18 protein-coding genes are annotated in these 19,636 nt (G+C 44.4%); 3 read left to right on the top strand and 15 right to left on the bottom strand.

Features of this window, described 5'->3' with window-relative positions; translation table 11 throughout:
• Window positions 1–288: 288 nt before the first annotated feature.
• From QUB10_RS19475 to QUB10_RS19455, 5 genes are all read right to left on the bottom strand, one after another.
• Entirely contained in the window at window positions 289–519 is a 231-nt protein-coding gene (locus QUB10_RS19475) for an HNH endonuclease signature motif containing protein (protein ID WP_333204702.1), read from the bottom strand.
• Complete coding sequence (locus tag QUB10_RS19470) at window positions 512–925, bottom strand: hypothetical protein (protein WP_333204700.1); 414 nt, start codon at window positions 923–925, stop codon at window positions 512–514. Before QUB10_RS19470 ends, QUB10_RS19475 begins: the two co-directional genes overlap by 8 nt.
• Window positions 926–1,012: 87 nt before the next feature.
• Window positions 1,013–1,219, bottom strand: coding sequence for a hypothetical protein (locus tag QUB10_RS19465; protein WP_333204698.1), 207 nt, complete (start codon window positions 1,217–1,219; stop codon window positions 1,013–1,015).
• Window positions 1,220–1,520: 301 nt separating this feature from the next.
• Complete coding sequence (locus QUB10_RS19460) at window positions 1,521–4,670, bottom strand: phosphoribosyltransferase-like protein (RefSeq protein WP_333204696.1); 3,150 nt, start codon at window positions 4,668–4,670, stop codon at window positions 1,521–1,523.
• A 256-nt stretch (window positions 4,671–4,926) separates the two neighbouring features.
• The gene (locus QUB10_RS19455) at window positions 4,927–5,163 is read right to left on the bottom strand and encodes a DUF433 domain-containing protein (protein WP_333204694.1); all 237 of its coding nucleotides are present in this window, start codon (window positions 5,161–5,163) and stop codon (window positions 4,927–4,929) included.
• Between the two features lie 122 nt (window positions 5,164–5,285).
• On the opposite strand from QUB10_RS19455, the gene QUB10_RS19450 reads away from it, so the two are divergent.
• Window positions 5,286–5,573, top strand: a complete 288-nt coding sequence (locus QUB10_RS19450; protein WP_333204692.1) for a DUF433 domain-containing protein — start codon at window positions 5,286–5,288, stop codon at window positions 5,571–5,573.
• A 1-nt stretch (window position 5,574) separates the two neighbouring features.
• Here the strand turns inward: QUB10_RS19450 and QUB10_RS19445 are convergent, their stop codons facing one another.
• From QUB10_RS19445 to QUB10_RS19435, 3 genes are all read right to left on the bottom strand, one after another.
• The gene (locus QUB10_RS19445) at window positions 5,575–5,814 is read right to left on the bottom strand and encodes a DUF4926 domain-containing protein (protein WP_333204690.1); all 240 of its coding nucleotides are present in this window, start codon (window positions 5,812–5,814) and stop codon (window positions 5,575–5,577) included.
• Window positions 5,815–5,972: 158 nt separating this feature from the next.
• Window positions 5,973–6,950, bottom strand: a complete 978-nt coding sequence (locus tag QUB10_RS19440) for a heme o synthase (RefSeq protein WP_333204688.1) — start codon at window positions 6,948–6,950, stop codon at window positions 5,973–5,975.
• Between the two features lie 307 nt (window positions 6,951–7,257).
• Entirely contained in the window at window positions 7,258–8,169 is a 912-nt protein-coding gene (locus tag QUB10_RS19435) for a heme A synthase (protein WP_333204686.1), read from the bottom strand.
• 907 nt (window positions 8,170–9,076) lie between these two features.
• Here QUB10_RS19435 and QUB10_RS19430 point away from each other — a divergent pair.
• Window positions 9,077–10,504 carry an ABC transporter substrate-binding protein gene (locus QUB10_RS19430; RefSeq protein ID WP_333204684.1) on the top strand — a complete coding sequence of 476 codons (1,428 nt, stop codon included), beginning with the start codon at window positions 9,077–9,079 and terminating at the stop codon, window positions 10,502–10,504.
• Window positions 10,505–10,570: 66 nt separating this feature from the next.
• On the top strand, window positions 10,571–10,840 hold the full coding sequence (locus tag QUB10_RS19425) for a hypothetical protein (protein WP_333204682.1): 270 nt from the start codon (window positions 10,571–10,573) through the stop codon (window positions 10,838–10,840).
• On the opposite strand, the gene QUB10_RS19420 is transcribed toward QUB10_RS19425, so the two are convergent.
• From QUB10_RS19420 to grxC, 7 genes are all read right to left on the bottom strand, one after another.
• Window positions 10,837–13,338: a glycosyltransferase family 2 protein gene (locus QUB10_RS19420; RefSeq protein ID WP_333204681.1), complete on the bottom strand. Its 2,502-nt coding sequence runs from the start codon at window positions 13,336–13,338 to the stop codon at window positions 10,837–10,839. The two genes, QUB10_RS19425 and QUB10_RS19420, sit on opposite strands and share 4 nt — an antisense overlap.
• Window positions 13,339–13,618: 280 nt before the next feature.
• Complete coding sequence (locus tag QUB10_RS19415; protein ID WP_333204679.1) at window positions 13,619–13,891, bottom strand: hypothetical protein; 273 nt, start codon at window positions 13,889–13,891, stop codon at window positions 13,619–13,621.
• A gap of 167 nt (window positions 13,892–14,058) precedes the next feature.
• Entirely contained in the window at window positions 14,059–14,640 is a 582-nt protein-coding gene (locus QUB10_RS19410; protein ID WP_333056703.1) for a hypothetical protein, read from the bottom strand.
• 166 nt (window positions 14,641–14,806) lie between these two features.
• A complete protein-coding gene (locus QUB10_RS19405; RefSeq protein WP_333204677.1) occupies window positions 14,807–16,621 on the bottom strand; it encodes a CHAT domain-containing protein in 1,815 nt (604 codons plus the stop codon).
• 102 nt (window positions 16,622–16,723) lie between these two features.
• Window positions 16,724–17,863 carry a Gfo/Idh/MocA family oxidoreductase gene (locus QUB10_RS19400; protein WP_333204675.1) on the bottom strand — a complete coding sequence of 380 codons (1,140 nt, stop codon included), beginning with the start codon at window positions 17,861–17,863 and terminating at the stop codon, window positions 16,724–16,726.
• 173 nt (window positions 17,864–18,036) lie between these two features.
• Window positions 18,037–18,996, bottom strand: coding sequence for a glutathione synthase (gene gshB / locus QUB10_RS19395; RefSeq protein ID WP_333204673.1), 960 nt, complete (start codon window positions 18,994–18,996; stop codon window positions 18,037–18,039).
• Window positions 18,997–19,063: 67 nt separating this feature from the next.
• Window positions 19,064–19,327 (bottom strand): glutaredoxin 3, encoded by a 264-nt coding sequence (gene grxC, locus QUB10_RS19390; protein WP_333141250.1) that lies wholly within the window; start codon window positions 19,325–19,327, stop codon window positions 19,064–19,066.
• Between the last annotated feature and the right edge of the window lie 309 nt (window positions 19,328–19,636).

Below are 19,636 nucleotides of genomic sequence, written 5' to 3'. Positions count from 1 at the left end.
CTTCTCGGTTGAGTTGCAGCCGATCGATGGTAGCGCGTCCAGTCGGTGTTAAACCCAACATTTGAGTCGAATCGCGGCTCCAAGTAAAGTGTTCGCTTCAGTTATCCTGTCGAGGATGATAAAGTGGCACAGAGCTACCTGTAATGGGGTCGATCTCCTCACTATGACCAAGAATTTCAAAGGTGGTACCCGCCACGTGATTTATCCGTGGAATCAATCCCAAATCGAAAATCGAAAATCACTTATTGCCCCCGCATTTATTCGTGGGGTCAATCTAAAATCTAAAATCTAAAATCTAAAATCTAAAATCGATTGACTGTATTTGAAGTTGTTGCACCCATGAGCTGCGATCGCCAGATTATCCAAATCACTGGTGCCACCTTTGGAGCGAGGGATAATGTGTTCAATGGAGAAGGGGTCTGGAGAGAATTTAGCTTGACTGAGACAATACTCGCAGCAACCATTGGCGCGTTGTTTAATGAATTTTCGTTGCTGCTGTGTGAGGCGGGATTCAGGCATAATCAACGATATCGGGATGAGGATGGATGCCGAGGGTTTGCATGAGCTCCGTCAGAGGTTGGTTGCGGAAGGTTGCGAGTTGAATTAAGGCTTGAATGCGGGCAACATTGAGTTGTTCAAGGCGATCGCTCATTTGGATCAGTTGCTTGTGTTCTTCGGGAGTCAGGGTTTCGGCATGACGCTTGGCGATGAGGGCATGGTATTCTTCCCAGGTTTGTGCACTAAAGCCGATGTTAATTTGTTGCAGCAAGTCGGCTTCTGTAGGTTGGGTGGTTGGAAGTCTAGGCTGGAGGCGTTCTTGCAGGGTGTTGAGAATGTAGCGATCGGGTTCAACGCCCTGTCGAGATGCTTCAGTGCGGATCTGGTGTTCGAGTTCGGGAGAGAGGTTGAGGGTGATGGTGGTCATGGTTATCTTGGCAGCAAAATCTATTCATCATTTTAGCGATCGGGCTTTCACCTTATCTCGAACTTCATCGCCTGGGACTTCTCGATTTTACTGCCCGCGTCCTGGTTTGCAATTTACGAAACCTAATGCTTCTGTGTCGAGAAAATTGGCGATCGAAATGGCGATCGAAATGGCGATCGGATATTCAATTTCGGCAGCACGCGCGATCGGAGCCACTTGAATTGGTTCTGGCAAGCGTCTCAAAATGACTGCAGCATCAGCAGGAGAAAGTTGTTCTTGAAGTTTGGCTTGCATGGCATTCACCTGTTAGTTGGAATTTGATACAGCGGATTCCAGGTTGATGAAGTACACCCCAGAAACCCGGTTTCTTCTGGATTTCTCGCCAGAAATCGGTTTTATTCAAGAAACCCGGTTTCTCTGTACTTCACTTACCTGGAAAGTGCTGTAGATACATTCAAGCCACTACCCAACTCAGATTTAGCAGTCTAACGGTAAAGTTGTGCGGCGGCAGATAATCTCGAACACCCACCGAACCGTCCGCACCAACGCAGTGTTAGGCATATAAACTCAATTGATGTCTACTCAAATCAAGATTTTAATGTCTTCTAAACAATGGTGTCCATGAAGATTCAACATGGCACCACAATATCGGAAGTGAGTTATTAGGACAGGTATCCTTAAATACAACTAGCAATTGCCCTCCATCAAAGCCAAGAGGACCTTTTTTCTGTAGCTTTACACCATATTTATGTGCGATTTCTTTTGCTCTCCGCCTTTCTCCCTCATCATCGAAAACTAATGAGTTATCAGTAAAGCAACGATTAGAGTCATCAAGAGTATCACATATATATATTTCAACTTTAAAGGGTATTTTTGATTCCACCGTTCTTTCTATAGCTTCTCTTCCTGATTCAAGACCACAGATAGTGGCTATAACAACTTTAATGTTCCTTCCCTCTATGGTCTTCCCACATATTAGATTTAGCTTCTCAATGCCATCAATGATAGATCCACCTGATGCTATTATGTCATCAATAAACACTATTGCAGAAATTCTTTTCTCATGGTCTTGATCTAAGCTTTTAGGAATATCTTCTAATGAAGCCACATGACTACTAATAACCTTATTTTCAGCGGCATACATACGTGCATATGAAGAACTACTTTTTGCGGGATTGTCAAAACTACTCAACAAGACTTCACGGCTACGTCTTTGATCCTCCTTAATAGAGAAAGTTATATCTTTTTTTGTGAATTTGTGAATAATTCTGAGTTTTTCTCGAATTTTAATTTCACTGTAAAATGTGACATTCTCCAGTAATTTAAACATGAGACGACGCTCTAGATTATCCGAAAATTGATCTAGCCAAGCGCGTACATGAGAAGGCGTGATTTCTGTGCTTCGATATAAATCCCAATTCTTAGTTAAACCAATAATTTCTCTGTCTGTTACAAATGCCTTATCTTCTTTACTCTTTAACTCTTCAAGAGCATTAGCATCCGATAAACTGCTAGTAAGTAATTGACTACCTCTTTGAACAAGCCATTCATCGAATAGCTCAGGTTTTAAGCGAAAATCTCCTTCATCATCTAAAAGAATACCTCTGTTAATAAAGTTCTCAATCATAGCCTCAGTTGCAACATCAGTTAGAATCCGAGACTTAAGAATTTCTTGCCGTCTAACTCTTCCGCTACAACGCTTGATCTCCGCATATGCTATTAAAAACTTTCTTCTTTGAGTTTGGGTTTGATCTCTTCTTTCACATTGCTCTTCCCAAATGCCATCAATCCAAAAGTGATTAACATTTATCGTATCAAGTGATTCTATGGAACTAGCTATTGCCTCTTTAGCTTCATCAATTGAAATATATGAATCCTTTTTGTCACAAGCTTGCTTGAATAATTTATCACAGACAAATTTTGTGAAAAATGGATTCCCTTCAGTTAGTCTGTATATCTCATCGATTGATCCATCACTAAACTCAAGTATATCTTGGACAGGATACCTTATCAGTTCTTTGAAGTCTCCAAAGAATCTTTCCTTGTCAAAGTAATCAACCTGAACAGGGTGAAAAAGATTTAATCTATCAGTGGATTCACGGATAATTTGCATATTTTCTCCGCCAATGAGTATAAAGCCAATTTGAGTTCCCTCTTGACTTAAACTCCTAATGTTGTGAAAAAACGTATTGCCAATGTCTGTATAACGATACAGCTCACTAGGTATTTCATCAAATTCATCAATAATAATAATGAATTTAAGTTTAGAAAAAAGCCTTTTTATGCGTTTAAAATAGGTAGCAAGTGGAGGAGATAAAACTTCGTCGAAAACAGGTTTATCAATTCCCGATTTACTTAATTGATTATGATATTGCGTCTCTTCTACAATTGCCTCACCGAGGGTTTTGATAAAGTTCCTGGGAGAGGTTTTATCTAAATCGCCAACTTTGACAAAGATAGGAACAAAATCTATTTCCTTCTGAATTTTATTAGCTATTGCTTTCGCTATGGATGTCTTGCCAACTCTTTTTTGTCCAAATATCATAACTGATTGAATAGTATCTGAAATCAAGTTGGCATATATATTTGCTACCAGTTCTTTTCGACCAACAAGTTCTTCTTCTGTCTCAACGGCTTGCAAGCTATAAGGTCTTCTAAATTTCAACCCATCCCAATCAATATCTTCTTTTTGGGATTCAAATTCAAATAGTTCTTCTTCAAAACCCTCACGATTATCATAATTGCGCCATGAATAGTGAATTAGTAAGCTTGGATTTGCAGTTTTAGTACGTGAAACTACAACTGGCAAAATTATATTGATGCTCTCAATCTTCATTTCTGTTGCAACAGTCTGATTAAATTCTGTTGTCAATCCATCTGCATCCACAACTTCAATTTCGACATCAAACGCATATCCCAAGCCTTCATTCTTTAAAACGAGTTTCAGTTCAATTCGCTCATTTATCTTATAAAAAGGATATTTTCGGTCAGGATGCAACAACTTCACATTTGCTGGTTTTATAATGTCACTCTTGCCAAAATCATCACAAATTAAACTATGGATTTTCTTGAATGCGCTTCTTAGGCAAAGGGAAGCAAACTCTGAATGGCATTGGTCAACATCATGTATATACATAGAAAAAATATTGTTTACATCTTGAAATACTTCCATGCGAGCCACACCAGATGTTTCTTCATAAGACTTTAGGGCCTCAAATAGCTCATCCAGCCTTTCACCAGAGAGAAGAGGAGCATCGATGAAATTATATAGAAAAAATTTATTTATGGGCTTTTTCAATGTTTTCATGATGTTGTTGCGATACTCAACTGCAAGCTTTAGGCTTGTCAGATTTGATACAATTACATTGAATTCCTCAAGCATTTTTCTCTCAATATCTTTGAGGTGAGAAAGCTTCTCATGAGTTTCTGTTCTCTCTCCTATTTTTAGACTTGGGTAAATTTCGGAAAGCTGTTCGTCAAAAATATTAAAGGTTTTGTTGCGAAAATCTAAATCGTCCCAAATCGCATTTTCATTGCGACAAAGAAGCCGGAGTAAACACGCCGCAACAAACTGCTTTTGTTGCGGAGTATTGGTAGAGGCAAATAAAATTTGCGACGAAAAATTTGAATTAGAAAGATTTTGAAATTGAATTATTTTTCGTGCATACTCATTTCTTTTATTTTGCATCTCCTTTCCACTAAGTTCTGCTATCTCTGAAAGTAAGTTGTCAAGATCGCTAACCATTTTTTTTGTGAAAGTCAAATTTGGATTTATTAGACTTGAGAAGCTTCCCTAAGCCCTAATTCCTTACAGAAACTACCAGGAGCGCTTCATTGTTTGGAAAGAATATTAGCTGTATGCCTAACTTATAATTGTATCGCAGTTGCGGTATAATACCCAATAGAATAGAAAAATACCGCCGATCGCTAATGTATTTAACCAAAAGTAGCAGTAATTCACACAGCAATGGCTGGCGATAAATGAGCATTCAACCAAATTGTCATGCGGCTAAAACGGGATGGTCGAGCTTGCGGACTGCATACAGAAGCGCAGCTTTAATATCGTCAACTTCCAAGTCTGGCAATTCTTCGAGAAACTCAAAAATTTGCTCACCCGCAGCTAGCAACTCTAGGATATCGATGACTCGAATCCGCTTTCCCCGGATGCAGGGACGATCGCCACATTGTCTGGGGTTCACTGTGATTCTGTCAAACAGATAAGCAACGGATGCTGGCATTGGTTAAAATTGTTTAAAACCTTTGTCTCTAGCTTACTTCATTTATCGCCCAAAACTCACACCGCGAATTCTGCGATCGCTATGCTGTAATAGAGATCAGTCCATTCAAACTTCGATAGTTTATGACCACAGCAGTATCTATTGACATTGGTACGCTCATTACACGCACTCCCGGACTGCATGGTGGATGTCCTCACATCGTCGGTAAAGGCGTTACCCTTCGTCGGATTGTAACCTGGTACAAGCGAGGATTGACTGCTGAAGAGATTTGCGATCGCATCGGACATCTCACCCTCGCCGAAGTCTACGCCGCACTCACCTACTATCATGCCAACACCGCAGAAATTGAAACTGATTTGATCCATCAAGCAGCAGAAGCCAAGCGTCTAGAAGCAAGGTATTATTTGTAGGTTAGGCGTAAACAGGAAGTGGCTCATAAACAAGTTGCATAAGTTTTTCTGAGGGAATGGTTTCCATTGCATAGGTATTACCTTGAGCATCCGCAAAATCTACTAGATAAGCGCGATCGTCAAAGCTCATAAGAATAGTGCCAACTTGTCCCGGTCTGAGCAAAATGGTCTGATAGGTTGCTTTATGGATTGCCTGAATTTCTGCGATCAAGGCAACAACATCATACTCGTGTAACGTCATCACAATATCCTCAGTTATTGACAGGATAGGTATTCGCTCTTTTTTAACCGCAGATGCACGCTGATTAACGCAGATGGGAGAATGACTACCACTATTTTACCATAAACAAAACCCGCAAGATGCGGGCTTCATTTTAATCATGGCAATTTAACTGATTACTACATCACAACTGCACTAATCAAAGTTTGCACATTTTGTACAACAGCAGTAGTAAAATTATGAGTCGCAGGTAAACTGTCAACCACTATTCCCGCGCACAATAGCATCAGATACAGAATAGAGTATTTGAAGAGCGATCGCGCAACAATCTTATCCTCTGGAGTCTGCAACAGCAACCAAGCTTTTTGGGCAAAAATAGCACCGAGGAAAATAGCTGTTCCCGCATACACCGCGCCCGCTAAATGCAGGGGATAAACTAGCAGGAAAGTTGCAGGAATCATCAATAGCGTGTAAATCCAAATTTGGCGGGCTGTCTCTTCGTCGCCCTCAATTACCGGTAACATGGGCACGCCTACTTCCTTGTATTCATCGCGAATCATCATTGCTAATGCCCAAAAATGCGGCGGTGTCCACAGGAATATAATCCCAAACAGCAGCCACGCACCCCAACTCAAATCTCCCGTAACCGCAGCCCATCCAACTAGCGGGGGAATCGCCCCTGCTGCACCGCCGATGACGATGTTTTGCACGCTGTGACGCTTCAGCCAGTGGGTATAAATTAGGACATAGAAAAGGATGCCTGACATTGCTAGCAATGCGGCTAATAAGTTGGCAACAACTGTGAGCAATGTAAAGGATATTGTAGCTAGGGCGATCGCAAATATCAAAGCATCGCGCTTCTTGACACGCCCCGAAGGAATCGGCCGCCACCGGGTGCGCTCCATGATATAGTCGATGTCGCTGTCGTAGACACAATTAATCGTATTCGCCGACGCAGAAGCTAAAGCGCCTCCAGTAATAGTTGATACCAGCAATAGCGGATCGACTTCTCCTTTGGCGGCCATCCACATTCCTGCTGAGGTGGTGATTAGCAGCAGTAAAATAATTCTGGGTTTTGTTAGTTGATAGTAACTTTTCACCACTTGCGAAAAGTTTTCGTGGAGGCGGGGGCTATTGTTTGTAAGAACTTCTTGCATCGGTTATTAGTTGTTAGTTTTCAGTTGTCAGTTAGTTGTCATTGGTTCGTAGGGGCGGGTTTTACGAGAGATATCTGCAGTAGCTAAAAGGATTAATAAACCCGCCCCCACCGACGAGAGATAAATCAGCCCTCTCTTACTCAAGGAATAGATAAATCTGCGTTTTAGAGAGTGTCCGGTTGATTGGTGCTTGTATGGGCGGGGCGGGTTTATGAAACTGTTGGCTTTTATCGAGAATCATGGTGAACCCGCCCCTACAAGACCTTGGATTATAATAATAACGATGCTACCGGACATAATATTACTCTCAAGCTGATAAAACTCGATCGCGCCAAGCTAAAACACTAAAAGCTATCAGGGTTCCCAGCAAAGCAGCACCGACTGCTTGGTGGGCGACTGTCAGCGGTTCTACCTGAAGGTGCAGCCGGAAAGTTGCTAATCCCAGAACTAATTGAGCAAGGAGGCAAACACTCGCCCAGTTAGCCAGTTTTCGCAAGTTTGGACTCAGTGCAGGCTGCCGCCAAGCCATGACTGCTACGGCTAAAGTCGCTGCTGTAGCTGGTACGATACCGGCGATGTGGCTGTTCATTACCGAGCACAATTCTGAGGAGTCCAAACATTGGTGCAGTGCCCATCTAGAGCCTACTAATGCTCCTAGCAAACTTTGCAGGTAAACTAACAATGCTGCGATCGAACTTACCCAAGCTAATTTGCCGACATTTCCTGTAGCTTCGTAGGGAGTCAGCATGAAACCGATGACTAGGAGGGCGCCAAAAAATAGTAAAGCTGTTCCCAAGTGAGCGGTAACGATGTCAAATCTCAGCAGTTGTGTTACTGTCAAGCCGCCCAAGACGCCTTGAAAAACGATTAAAAATAGTGCTCCGGCGCTCGCCCAAGGCAGCCATTTTGGCAGGCGGCTGCGGTAAAACAAAGATAGTCCTAAAAGTGCGATCGCGCTCAAGCCAATCGCTGCTGCGTCCAACCGGTGAAACCATTCCAGAAATACCTGCAAATTCATTTGCGCTGCAGGTATTAATTGACCGTAGCACAGCGGCCAGTCGGGGCAAGCGAGCCCCGCATTCATCACTCGCGTGGCGCTGCCTACTGCCATTAACAGCCAGGTTGCGATCGCAATTTTCCACACTAGACCGCGGATAATATCTTTTGGCTGCCACTGCACTCCTGCTGCGTTTGGCTGATTTAAAACTGAGTTTGCCATGAACTTTACCTTAGCCTTTGTTATCGATCGAACTTAATGAAATAGCGAGCTTTTACTTTTGCTGAGCTTAGCGGAGCTTAACACTCTTTTTCTGTGACAAACCGTCATATATACTACCTTAGCGACATCGCAATCCAATTAGTTTGTCTTTAGATATTTTTCAACTTTCCTCTTTACATTACAAAGTATTGCAGCTATTTTTATAAATTTCAACAAACTTTAATTATTTTACCCAACCCTTTGCTGTTACAGCCTCCCTCCCACTCCCACTCGCGGAGAAAAATAAAGATATAATTAAGAAAAGCTTTTTTTGAAAGGTTTATGATATATACCCAACTTTAACGTAAAAATTTGTAACTAAATACAGGACTGAAGAGTTAGCCCCCTAGGTGTTTTTCAAGGTAGTTCTCAGGTTTACTCACCTCAGATTGTATAATTCTGTTCCAACACTCAGCGTTTTATCTAATCCACCAGTTATCATTTCTTGCCTGCTTAACTAAATTTGGAATGGAGGAAGTGGCGCTCTTGCAGGGTAGGGTTCACTAATCTTTGAAGCCGTAACTTATAAAAATTCCTGCACTTTTCTGATGGAACCACCTTGAAAGCATTCAGACTAAACAGTGCGATCGCTATTTTGACTATGCCAATGTTACTGAATTATATCATGTCCGGGCGATCGCATATAATAAGGGAGTAGTGACTACTGGATTTTAGGCTTGCAGGGTGCCTCAGCTCCGAGAGCATCAATTGATAGATACAATCACTCTATCTGACGCACCCTACATCAATTCGGGATCGCCAAGTTAAAATCACTTGTTCTCCTCGATCAATGTTTTTTACTTGCTCCTAATAACTAATGACAATGAGTAATGACTTCGTTATTTCAAAAATCTAAAAATGTAAAATTATGTCACAAAAAAATGAAACTGCTGTTCTCATCTTATCCCTCCTAATTACGATCGGGCTAGCCGGTGCAGGTATTTGGTGGCTGACAAGCCGAGGCGGCATCAATCTCGGAGGTTCATCACCCCCAAATCAGACAATTCCCAAGCCTCCGACGGGGAATTCCCCGCAATCAGAGCTGGCCATTGAGCAGCGTCTGAGTGCTGGCCAAAAACTGTTACTTCCAGAGCAAGCCACAACAACCAAACAAGCAGCAGTACAGGCGATCGCATCTGGCAACTACAGCGCAGCTATTGCCAACATGGAAACTTCCCTGCAAGCTAATCGCAACGATCCAGAAGCCTTAATTTACCTCAACAACGCCCGTATTGGCAACCAAAAATCCTACACAATTGCCGCCGCAGTTCCCATTGGTGGCGATATCAATGCTGCTCTAGAAATTATGCGGGGGGTAGCTCAAGCTCAAAATGAAATCAACCAAAGCGGCGGCATTAGCGGTACTCCCTTAAAAGTGCTAATTGCTAACGATGACAACAACCCAGCAATTGCTGCCCAAATTGCCACTGCTTTAGCAAATAACTCGGAAATTTTAGGAGTAATCGGGCATTTTGGTTCAGATACAACCTTAGCAGCCAGCAAGATTTACCAGCAAAAACAATTAGTAGCAATTTCTCCGACAAGTACGTCGGTGCAGCTTTCAGGAGTGGGTAACAATATATTTCGCACAGTGCCGAGCGATAGGTTTGCGGCTAATGCTCTTTCCCGCTATATGCTGGGAAAATTGCAAAAGCAAAAAGCTGCTGTATTTTTCAATTCTGCTAGCAATTATAGCAAATCTTTAAAAAGTGAATTCACTACTGCTATTTACGGAGATGGAGGACAAATAGTAGGCGAATTTGACTTTGCTAAGGGCAATTTTAATGCTGCCGAGAGCGTTAAAATTGCGATCGCCCAAGGAGCAGAAGTTATTATGTTAGCATCCAATTCAGCCACGATCGACCAAGCTTTGCAAGTAGTGCAAGTAAACGCCAAACGGCTGCCATTACTAGCGGGAGACGGTGCTTATACTGCTAAAACACTGCAAATCGGTGGCGCAGGAGCAACAGATATGGTGCTGGCTGTTCCTTGGCACATTCTCGCAGATCCGCAGTCAAACTTTCCCCAAACATCCAAACAACTTTGGAATGCTGAAGTAAGTTGGCGCACAGCTTTAGCCTACGATGCGGCGATCGCGTTAATTGTTGGTTTAGGGCGCAATCCGACTCGTACAGGCATTCAACAAGCTTTATCGGCGTCAGATTTTTCGGCAAAAGGAGCATCGGGCCCGATTCGGTTTTTACCTTCGGGCGATCGTAATCGCGCAGTTCAATTAGTAACTGTTAAACCCGGAAATCGCACCAGTTACGGTTACGAGTTTGTGCCGATTAATTAAAAAACAAGTTCTGGTCATTTGTCTATGTATAGCAGAAGGAAGAAGGAAGAAGCAATAAAATCAATCGTGTCAGCCATTAAGGATCGCGAATTAAATAATTTACACAAGTTTGTGAGTTGGGCGTCCCGCCCGCCCTTTCTGGACGGGCGGGACGCCCATCCCACAAGAACCATCAAAATTCTAAGTTATTTAATTCTCATTCCTAACAACGTCCTAACCGTCTTGGCGGTTGCTATAAAATGTACCATTGTTCTTTGGCGGGGGCAGCTTGATGGGATTGTTTGTTGGCGCGATAAAGGTTTGGTGCAAGCCGCGCGGGATGGAAACTCGATCTAAAGTTGCGAAACTGCGATCGGTCTAACTGCCCTATTCCTCTCAAAAACAGCCCTCGGTTTCAAAGCAATTCTCAACAACAGCCACAGCGAGCGCCATTCTCCGGGAGTTTCCTGTCGCTGCCACTGGCCCGGGCGACAGTACAGCATTTCGATCAAACAGCGGTGCTGGCTAATGTTCAGGCGATCGAACGCAATTCGCACAGTGGGAAATTCCACAAAACTGCACTCTTTTCCATCCCGAAAACTCGACTCCAACAGAGATTTATCGCTCACCAACTCAATCTTAGCCACAGGAATAAAACAGTTCTCTTCCATAATTTCCAAAGTCGCCGAATCGCAATCAATCAAACCTTTGGCCAAACGACGCTCAGTGCCCAACTCAACAACAGACGCCCCTACAGATATACTTGCTTTGACTGTCGCACTGCGAGGGAGCGCTTTTATTTTACCCTGGGATAAAGTTGTCGGAACGGCATATTTTGGCAAAATCTCTGCTGCTGTAAAACTCTCTTTACTGCCTTTATTTTTCACCGCAAAACTTGGCCACTGTGTCAAAGCAACTTCCGCGCCACTTTCCGAAATTACAGTTGTTATACCCCAAAAACTTTTACCGCCAATATTCAGTTGTACAACCCTGCGTAAATTGAACCATTCGTAAATGTCCGGCTTAGGAATATCCACCAAAATCAGCAAGGCAATCCCCAGCATCAGCAGGTTGTACGCGCTCCAAATCCATCCCAAACCCATGCCTTTTGACAAATCTGCACTTTCTGATATTGACTGTACGGTGCCAAAATTTTTAACTAAATTAATGTTTAAATTGTGCCACAAACTGACTGCTGTAGCTGCGAACAAGACAATCAAAGGCCATCCCAAATTCCAGTTAAAACGAAAGCGATCGCTCGCCATTCCTTTTGGCGTCACCTGAAACCCTTTCCCAAACGGATTCAGCATGGAACTCACCACCGTCACCGCTAAAGGAATACACTGGACGAACGAATAAATATCCGAAAGCAAAGCCGATCCCGATCGGCGGTTCAGCCAAGAAAACACAGTCAGTTGCACCAAATAGTAAGGCAGGAAAAAGTACAGCAATTCCCGCGCACTTGCCCGCAAAGGAATTATTCCAAAAAATGAATAAGCTAAAGGTATCAACAGATATAAAACCTTGGTTAAACTGGTAAACCAGTGCAACAATCCTTCCAAATGAGACAGCCTTTGTACGAATCTGAGACCGCGAATTGTTAAAGGATTGGAATCAATAAAAAATGCCTGAAGCGTGCCTCGCGCCCAGCGTAGCCGTTGATTTAGATGAGCCTCTATACTTTCAGCCGCCAAACCAGCACTCAATTTTTCATCTAAATAAACTAAGCGATATCCGGTTGCTGACAGCCGAATTCCGGTAAAATAATCTTCGCAGATTGAATCTGTGACCAAGCCTCCGGCTGCTTCTAAAGCACTTCGCCTCACTACAAAAGATGTACCGCAACAAACCACGCTGTCGGCGCTGTCTTTGATGATTTCAATTTGCCGATAAAAGATTTCTTCTTCCGGCGCGAGCACATTTTCTAAACCTAAATTCCGGGAGATGGGGTCGTGGTTGTAAAAGCTTTGCGGTGTTTGAACGAGGGCGATTTCTGGATTTTGAAAAAATCCAACTGTGCGAGTTAAAAAGTTTTTAGTGGGAATAAAATCTGCATCGAAAACTACAATTAGTTCTCCATTTGTTAGGGCTGTGGCATGATTGATGTTTCCAGCTTTGGCGTGAATATTATCGGGTCTGGTTATATACTCGCATCCCAGTTCTTTTGCTAGCAACTTGATTTCATGCCGCTTGGTATCGTCGAGCAAATATACTTTTTTGTTGGGATAATCTAAGGCTTGACAGCCGATTACACTGCGCCGTAAAATGAAAGCCGGTTCGTTGTAAGTTGGGATAAAAATATCTACGGGCGGGGTGAAGTTTCCAGCTTCCACTGCAACTGCCATGCGATCGGCTTCTCGACGCCGGTCTTTCATTCTCAGCATTAAATACAATTGAATACTGGTGTTGAATACCAGTAGCATTTCTAGGAAAAACAGCCCCAAACTAAAGATACCGTTGAGGGGATCGGTTAAATTTAGAGTAGCGAGCGATCGCCATAAAACGTAGCGAATGGTTAAAGCCAGAACTATTGCAACTACTACAGCGCGCGACCATTTCTGCGGTTGAGGCGAAATTTTAATTGCAGCTAAAGCGGCCGAAACCAGCACAAAAGTCGGCACTAACAAATACATCTTGCTCGTAGCAGGCACTTGCAGCCACACAGGCGGGTTTTGCTGCCAAGTGTTGATTGTGGCAAAAATACCGCTGACTGTACCTTCACTGCCAAACCAGGCTGCGGCGATCGCACCTGCGAAAGCAACCACCCCCAACACGACTAGCGTTGCCATCGGCACCCGCGAAATCCGCCCAAAGCGGCGTTTCAAGTCTTGAAAATCAAATCTTGAAGTTGTCATAAAATAATTTTAAAGTCCCGATCGTGCATGCAACAGTAAGGGTTTCCTGCTGTCCACTTTTTAATTCAGTTGAAAATTCCGACACACCCCCATTAGTATATTTACATTTTTTAACATTCTGACCATTGTATGATAATTCATCTTGCTTGCTGTTGCCAAACTGCTTAGCGAGTCCAAACCTGGCAAAATATAGCAGAAGCAAGAAGAAATAAGGCTTTAGTTACCGAGGAGAGAAGTCAATCGATTTTAGATTTTAGATTTTAGATTTTAGATTTTAGCATTAACCCCACGGATCAATTCGGGGGGCAAGTTTCATCGGATACAGGTTTTTTATTTCTGGACGGATGAATCCGGGGGCTTTTATCCTGGATGCGAGGGGGTCAAAAGCAATCTTCGGCAAGGATTTCAGCAATGTCAGCAACAGGCTTTCGGGCCTGTTCCACCATAAAAAATATTTCTTGTGGGCCGTTTCTGCGACGCCGCCCATAAAAAGCTGATTGAAAATGCTGCCACATCCCAGTCCTAACCGTCGGGCGCGCTTGCTATAGTTCAAAAAAAATTATCTTGTCTAAAAATCCAATAGGATTGCTATATCAAACTATAGCAATCCCTAGGATTTAACAATTAGACGAATTTGACATCTAACTAAAGGTAGATTAATTTTATATTAATTTAAAAAAATTACCGCCATAGCTGCCCAAAAACCCAGCCATCAAAAAACTAATCAGCAATTTCTAATTGCGAGATTGCATAGCGGGCGACAGCCAAACTAACTCTGGCTTGTTCTATTTCCGACAAGTGAGCCCAAGGTCTTGTAGTAGCCATGACTAATTCCCCCCCTTCCGAATCAACATCTCGCATGGCATAAGCCAAAGGACGTGCCAACACCTGCAAATCTTCCTCAGCCCACTGAGGCAAAATATCTAAGACGCACTCTACCATTTGGTCAGCTAAAGATTGACACTTAACAGTGGCGTTTTGCACGCTTTGAGCGATGCTGGCCAAAAAATCTTGAGGAACGCGAGCAAATTTCTCGCGCAAAGACTTTTGCAGAGCAGTCGTCAGCCAAACTTGTTCTAATTGCGAAAATAAAACTTGCGACTTCAGGGCAATATCGCTGTCGCTGAATGAATCAGATAGCGCAAATTCCTGCTCTAGGGCAGTTAAATAAGATTCCGATTCAAGCTGTGCAGGATTCCAGGGGTAAGCAACATCAGTCTGAACAATTGTGGCGAGAAGTTCCATCTGGGCCTGAGTTTGAGAATCTCGAAAATATTCAGAATCAGTAGATTGGGTAGCCATGATGTAATACCTAAGTGGGAAAAGGAAAAGACAGAGGGGGGACTGTGCCAAGAGCTAGTGCCGAGCTATCAGTGGTGAGTAACTCTCTTAAATTCAGACTGGAGACTTAACGCCTAGAACTTTGCTGTGCTACTCGCCGCTTGTCTTCATTAGCTACACCCGCACCTTAATTCGTTCCGCAATCAGTCTCACTGTAGCCCGAAGTTTTAGGAACCTCAATAGTGAACTCAAAAATCTGACCTTGAGAACTGCCAAATTTTAGCTGAGTCCCGCTGCGTAGCAGCAATTCTTGGTGGTGAACTCTCTGCCATCCCTCAGATCCCAAAACTAGAGTCCCGTAGCGAGAAAAATCGCGCAAGAAGTAGCTAGGTTCTTCCCGGCTATCTCCGATCGTGTTGCGACAGAAAATCTCGGCGTGTTTTTGAGAAACCCACTGTTCTCGAATCACTACGTCGTTTTCTTCCCAGCGTCCGACTCGAACCATACCCGCGCGAATGGGCCAAACCTGATTGCTCGAGTCGGTGGATTTGCCATTGGGTCGATCGCGCCCCCGCAAATAAGCACAAGACGGCAACCGTCCCAGCCAAGTAGAAGAATTTAAAGGCAACTCAGTTTTCAGGTCATCTACCGGCTCAGTTAGCTGACCGTCAAACTCAGGGTGCATATACAGCACAGGCAGGGTCCAAGCCGGTTGATTGAACTTGTAGAGCGTCAGTAACTGCTGTCTGGCGACGGCGACGGCGCGATCGATCGACATCCGTCCGGCCAAAGCTTGGGCAAAACTTTGGATAAAACTCAGGGCCTCGCGATCGGCGATCGAGTCCCGCATCCCCAACACCGCAGGCACCCCGTGATGGATCAGTACCTCAGCCAAACTGCTGCGGGCGATCGCCTGTTGCTGGCCGTTAGTTGAGTGCAGCCTCTCCACCGCCGGCTGAGCTCCCCAGCAGGCATTAAACACCGCCAGAGTCACGCGACACCGAACTAATACCTGAGCTAGTTCAGTGCCATTAATCGCCGTTTCCGGCCCCAAAAACAGCAAACCGCCATCGGGGCCCGGTATCCCGTGGCCGGCGTAAAACAGAATGTTGTAAGCTTGCGTTTCCAGCCGAGAAATGAGTTCCGCCGGAGTAGGTTCGATCAGAGTATCGACGCGAGTCGGAACGCTGATGTCAAAATATTTGCCACTGTCGTCGGTTTGAAAAGCACTTTCCAGAATGCCAGCTAGGGCGAGTGCTTCTTCTCCCAACTGCAAATGACCGTTATTATTGTTGGAAAATTGAGAATTAGCACCGCCGCCTGGTTCTGCTTGTCCCAAAACTAGCAAAATGTTGAGCGACTCCGCAGGATGCAGGGGTGGCAAAGGTTCAACATTGCTGGTAGTGCGGCTAAAAAGCAATTGCTGCGACAGAGAAATTGCTGGTTGACCAGCTTGAGGCTGCATAATTTCCCAAGGTAAAGCAATTAAATACGGTTCGCGCAAGTCTACGCGCACTCGCAGGGGTAGATTTTGCCCGATCGCGATACCTTTACTTTCCTGCAGACTACCCTGAATCGGCCCTTCAAACAGCCACTGCCAAAGATTAATCCCCAAATGCTGCATCAGGCGGCTGCTGTAGCTTGCCGGTGGCCGAGGCGGATGCTGATCCCCTTTGTCGCCCCACCCCCGTTGACCGAGGTGGAGCGGCACAGAGGGCGTCGGTATTCGTTGTTCAGTTTCTGCCAGTATATTCTGGTTGTTTTCTGGCGAGACCAAACTGCCATCAGGATTTAGGGGCAATTCGTGAATTGTCCCGGAGGGCGAAAACATTTCCTGCCAAGCTTTCCAAGATTGGGATAGGGTATCGGGCCACATACAATCGTGGTGAACGTACCCGCTGGGATAGGGAGCTTGTAGAACCCAAGTGGCAAAATGGTTTGCCCCAGCGGTTCTCAGGCGAGCGATCGCTATACTGAGGCAAGGACTTTCAGGGCGCGCCATTCACAACTACCGACTCTGGATATAGGGTTAAATTGAGTTTCTCTATTTGTAGTTTATCGGGTTTGGGGTGCGATCGAGTGCGAGAGATTGCTTTGGGAGTTTTTACTTAGTGCCCAAAAATTTATCAATACTCGGTAAATCTACCCAAGTCCCCGTAGCATTCGACTCCTGGGTCAAATCCATCAACAACTGCGAGTAAACCCCTTCTCTGAGGGACGGTATCAAGGATTTACGGGCATCTATTGCTTCAACCCACCTATCTACTACTCGAATAAAGGGTGCAATTCTCCCGTCTGGATAAACTTGAGGAAACTCCAATCTTTGAGGAATTTTGATTTCAGCTAAAGGTTCTCCACCTTGGGAACCCCACAAGCGAAATCCGTGGACGTAATCTTGCTGGTTGTCGCTTCCCAACACCAACGTACCCTTACTCCCGTATATTTCCACCCAGTGTCCCCGCCCTTGATAAGTAACAGAACTCAAACAAACTTGGCAAGGCGTTCCCCCAGCTAATTCCAACATCAACGTGCAAGAATCATCTGCATCAACTAATTTTAATTTTCCCGAATCATTCGGATCTGGCCGCCGCGAAATTCCTGTAATCAATTGCCCAGAAAGCCTCTGGGGCGCGCCGAACAGCCAGCTAATATAATCAAAAACGTGAGAACCTGTCGCGCCCAAAACGCCGCCGCCTCGCTCTTTTTGCGCGTACCAATTCCAGGGGCGACTCGCATCAGCGCGGCTCGAAACCAGCCAATCAATCTTAATTAAACGCTTTTCTCCCACATATTCTGCTGCCAATAATTCTGCTAGCATTTGCCATGCGGGGATGAAGCGAAACTCAAAGTCCATTGTGGCAATTGCTCTCGAACCACCATTTTTAAAATCGGTTTGAGATTCGTTGTTTGCCAATCGGTAAAGTTCCCTGGCTTCATTGGCTGTCAGGGCTGTGGGTTTTTCTAATAATAAATGCTTGCCTGCTTCCAAGACGGTTTTTGCCATTTCATAATGCAAAAAGGGCGGTGTGGAAATGCTGACTCCCGCTACTTCTGGGATGGCTACTATATCGGTGATCGAGTCGCAAGCGTAGGGGATATTGTGCGTAGAGGCGAGATCCTTTGCTTTGTCTAAATTCCGGTGGTAAACAGCTACAACCTCTGTCCGGTGATGGGCCTGGAATCCGGGAATGTGTACTTTTTGACCGAAACCTGTACCGACTACTGCAACGCCAATTTTTGACATAATTTAATAATTGTTAACTGTTGACTGTTGACTGTTGACTGTTCGCTGTTGGCTGTTGATAGTTGGCTGTTGGTAGTTGTTAGTTGTTAGTTGTTAGTTGTTAGCTGCGACCAATAACTAATAACTAATAACTAATAACTCATAACTAATGACTAATGACTAATGACTACTGACTAATGACTAACTACCCATTCAATCACTTGTTTGCCCAAATTAACGCCGTCAAACAAGTCAATTTCTCTGATCCCTGTAGGGCTGGTGACATTAACTTCTGTGAGATAGCCGCCAATAATATCAATGCCGACAAAGTACAGTCCGTCCCGTTTCAGCACGGGTTCTAACTGAGAGCAAATTTGCAGTTCGCGATCGGTAATTTCTGTTTTTGCGACTCGGCCGCCGACGGCCATGTTGCCGCGAAATTCATTTCCGGTGGGAATGCGGTTGATAGCACCGATCGGCTTGCCGTTTAACAATATAATCCGCTTGTCTCCCTCTTTGGCTTCCGGCAGATAAGTCTGAACCATCACGGGAATTTGCCCTTGTTGAGTGCTAATTTCGACCAGGGAGTTAAGATTGCGATCGTCCGCTTCCAAAAACAAAATCCCCTCGCCAGCTTTGCCACCCAAGGGTTTAAGAACTGCTGCTCCTTTTTTCTCGACAAAGTGCCGAATTACCTGCTTGTTTTGAGAAACAATTGTCTCAGGAATCGCTCCCTCAAATTGCAAAGCATACATCTTTTCATTCGCCGCCCGCAATCCTTTGGGACTGTTAACTACCAAAGTTTTAGCCGGATCGATGCCATCTAGAAGGTAAGTAGCGTAGAGGTAAGGAATGTTGACTGGGGGGTCGGTCCGCATAAATACTGCGTCCATTGCTTCCAGAGGCTGCAAAGTAGGCTGTTCTACCTGGTACCAAGCCTCAGCCGCCTCCCAGCGTCCCTCTACCACTTTTACTGGGGTGAGGGCTACCCGACTCAGCATTGCCCAAGTTTTGCCGCCGATGACGCTTAGTTCGTTGGCTTGAGTTGCCCACACTTCGTGACCCAACTCTTGAGCGGCTTCCATCAGCGCTACGCTGGTATCGTGTCCTGGAATTAGTCGCGCGAGGGGATCGATGATGAATGCAAATTTCATTGTCAATTAAAATTAAGAATGGGTCGCAGGAAAATTTGGGCTAACGGAAAATTCGACAGGGAATGCCTCATTTTGCTGCTAGCAGCGGATCGAGCAGGCCTTGAGTATCGAGTCTGTGGATGTCGTCGCAGCCGCCTATGTGTTGGTCATTAATGAATATCTGGGGCAGGGTGCGTCCTCCGTTGGCTCGATCGCTCATTTGAGCCCGTGCTGCTTCATCTCCGTCGATCGCGTACTCTGTAAAATCAACCCCTTTTCGTTTCAGCAGTGCTTTGGCACGAATGCAAAACGGGCAGGTTCTCCAAGTGTAAATTTCTACTTTAGGGGTCATGGGACGCTCAAGCAATAACAATATTTTTTAATTGTAATCTTAACCATAGTGCGGACTGTTTTTAGTTCCTAGGCTGAAACCCTGGATTTTTCGTTGCTAGCGAACTTGCCTAGGAGCCTTGAAACCCTTATTCTACGGTAGGCTCTCAAAAACTGTCCGAAGGATTGATCTTAACCAATCTTATTTTTATTTTTATTTTTATATTTTAATTTTTATTATATATAGCAACCTGCTCTTTTGCACCGGAAGTTATTCATTGCTGAAACCCTTGCCGGGAAGTGCATTTGTCTTCTTCCTTCTTTTTATCCT

Source organism: Microcoleus sp. B5-D4 (genome assembly GCF_036705145.1).
In the GTDB taxonomy this organism is placed as follows: domain Bacteria; phylum Cyanobacteriota; class Cyanobacteriia; order Cyanobacteriales; family Microcoleaceae; genus Microcoleus.
Note: the sequence above shows the minus strand (reverse complement) of the source record. Positions and strands in the feature narration are given on the sequence as shown.